Source organism: Paenibacillus prosopidis (assembly GCF_003337375.1).
GTDB lineage: Bacteria > Bacillota > Bacilli > Paenibacillales > Paenibacillaceae > Pristimantibacillus > Pristimantibacillus prosopidis.
Genome location: NZ_QPJD01000064.1, coordinates 1 through 2,481, shown reverse-complemented (window position 1 = coordinate 2,481; position 2,481 = coordinate 1). Strand labels below are relative to the sequence as shown.

The 2,481-nt window shown below is 39.2% G+C and carries 3 protein-coding genes; all 3 read left to right on the top strand.

Annotation, left to right across the window (positions count from 1 at the left end):
• The coding region (locus tag DFP97_RS31850; protein ID WP_245976661.1) for a hypothetical protein at positions 1-756 on the top strand (756 nt) is incomplete at its 5' end.
• Position 757: 1 nt separating this feature from the next.
• Positions 758-1,108 (top strand): transposase, encoded by a 351-nt coding sequence (locus tag DFP97_RS30240; RefSeq protein ID WP_114384355.1) that lies wholly within the window; start codon positions 758-760, stop codon positions 1,106-1,108.
• Between the two features lie 419 nt (positions 1,109-1,527).
• Positions 1,528-2,358, top strand: coding sequence for a CbrC family protein (locus DFP97_RS30235; RefSeq protein WP_114384354.1), 831 nt, complete (start codon positions 1,528-1,530; stop codon positions 2,356-2,358).
• The last annotated feature ends 123 nt before the right edge of the window (positions 2,359-2,481 follow it).

Here is a 2,481-nt window from a genome sequence, read left to right as displayed (position 1 = left end):
AAGGTAAATACCTCACAGTCGAAGGCGAAGAAGCAAGCGGGAAAACCCCTTTTCCAAGCAGCCAAAGGGGTGTACAATTTCTTTATCGGGGACAATATCAAAACGCTGCGAAATCCAAATGCGAGCCTATTGGCGAAATCAGTTGCAGCGATCGATTTAATCGGTATGGCAATACCCGGAGGCTTATTAGTTAAGTCGGGGGCCAAACTAGCGATCAAGGGCGCGATTAAAGCTTCCAAGTATTTGAAGGAACCAGCGAAAGCCATTGCCCGCGAAGCGAAGAAGAAGGCAACCGAGGCAGTAGACAAGGCATGGGGCTTCGCGAAGGGGATATTCGGGGGCGGGAAGAAATCTTCTAAAGGCAAAGGCTTTTTTGATAGACCTATGGCAGGCGACAACATAGGTGTTAACCTGCGTTTTAAGGGTTCAAATAAATACCAGGTTGGTGCTTACAATGATATTAAGGGTGTCGAAGGACTTGATGCACATCATGTAGGACAAAAAGCATTAATGAAGAAATTGGTGAAAAATTATGATTTCAACACTGCTCCTGCTATTAATGTTCCAAAGTTAGGGCATACAAGAAGGGGACCTAATGGCATAGTCTCAAGAAGCACTGATGGAATTAATAGTCCAAGGCAATTATTAGCAAGAGATATTAAAGAACTCAGAAGAGTCTATAATGATATACCAAACTCTGCTTTGAAGGAACTTATTAAACTTAACAAAAAAATGTATCCAGAGATGAGGAAATAAAATGAATGAGATTTTTGTTAAATCCCTTTATGAGTCTATAGTTAAAGAAAATCTTGAATTAGATAAGCATCTATACGAAACAACAAATGTTGGAGCAAAAACCGATGATTATTGGAGAGAAGCTATTGGTCTGTATAATAGTCTAAATGAAGAAAATAAAGCTACTTTAATGAGAATTATTGAGCAGACAATGATTGACACTATTTCAAATATGCTAGGTGTAATTGATGGAAGTTCAACTTTAAAGGATTGCTCATTAGAACCTAAATTACTTCTTGATGGTTATGATACAGAAAGAGAACTGCAAGATCTCTTTCTAGAATTCATAGAAAAGAGAGATAGCAACAGCTAGCTAATTTACATTTGGATTATAGGGGTCTCCATAAAGAGCACATATAGATATTAGTCTAAATGATTTTTATAACCTTGATTGGCTATAAGCCGTTCAAGGTTTCTTTTTTGGATGGGTAACCAGACTGAATAACCACTTCATTAAGGCGGACTATCCCTCTAACTAAAACGTCCGGATTAATTAATTGATCCGGTAGGAGAGGTTTCCTATGCATAGGATAGCGTGGGAAATCGAACCACAATGCATGCGTACGGTCAGGAAGCGACGTATGCGTATGATGCTCCGGTTTTTTTCAACCATCCTAATAAAAAATCAGAACTAAGCAAACAAGATAGAAGGGAGTTTAGAAAACAGGTCAATGACATTGGAGAAGTGAGTACGAGGCAGGTTTAATAATTAACCGTTGAAAGGAAATTGAAATGCAGAATGATTGGAATTTCAGGTATTTTGATGATCCGTTAAGGAATGCAGAATTTATAGAATCTCCATGTGAATCTTGTGGCTCTGAGGAGAATTGTTTAGATGGTGTGTTTTTTGATGAGCCTGAGTTTGATAGGGAATCTGTTTGTATGGATTGTCTGGTAGATGGTAAAGTGAAAGTTCATATAAGGGACTATTTAGTTGAAAAATTAGAGAGAAACGTTAAAAAATCATACCCGTCCGAGCTCGAAGATAAGGTTCCGAAAATCGTTGATATTCAATGTTCTGAATTAAAGAAATCACCACCAATTCCATGGATTCAACAAAATGATTGGGTTGTATGTTGTGGTGAATTTGCAAAGTACTTGGGTGAATGGTCGCAAGAGAAGTTTGAACTGTCTTCAGCTAATAGAAACGGCAAGGAGTTTCAATTGAGCATTCTAGAAAAAGAATATAGGGACAGAATTGAAGATGAAGAGTTATTCTGGGAAGATATTGGTAATGATACGGCAATCTATGTTTTTGAATGTTTAAAATGTGCTCACAAAAGAGCGCAATTTGACAAAGTTACTAATATACAACAATCTTACCTTGATTGGCTTCGTGCCATTCAAGGTTTCTTTTTTACGGGGCTACTTAGTGCCGCGGCAATAGGGTTTAACAAACCGGAGCCCAAGGCACGGTCCAATACGCGTATACAGATGACAATCTCCTTTCGGCTGTCTATTATCCGGATGGAACCAATGTGGAATACAGATATGACGGTCTTCGTCAGAAGACGGCCCGGTCACATAAGTATTACGACATCGATAAGATCGAGCAAAAGGTGATAACACACACAATTCACCAGAAGCCAAGGGGAAGGAAAATGCGATCACACGCGGCAACGGAAAGAAAACGGGATTGCATAACGGACTGTACGACAGCGCGTTGTCGTATGAGAAGACCTTGTA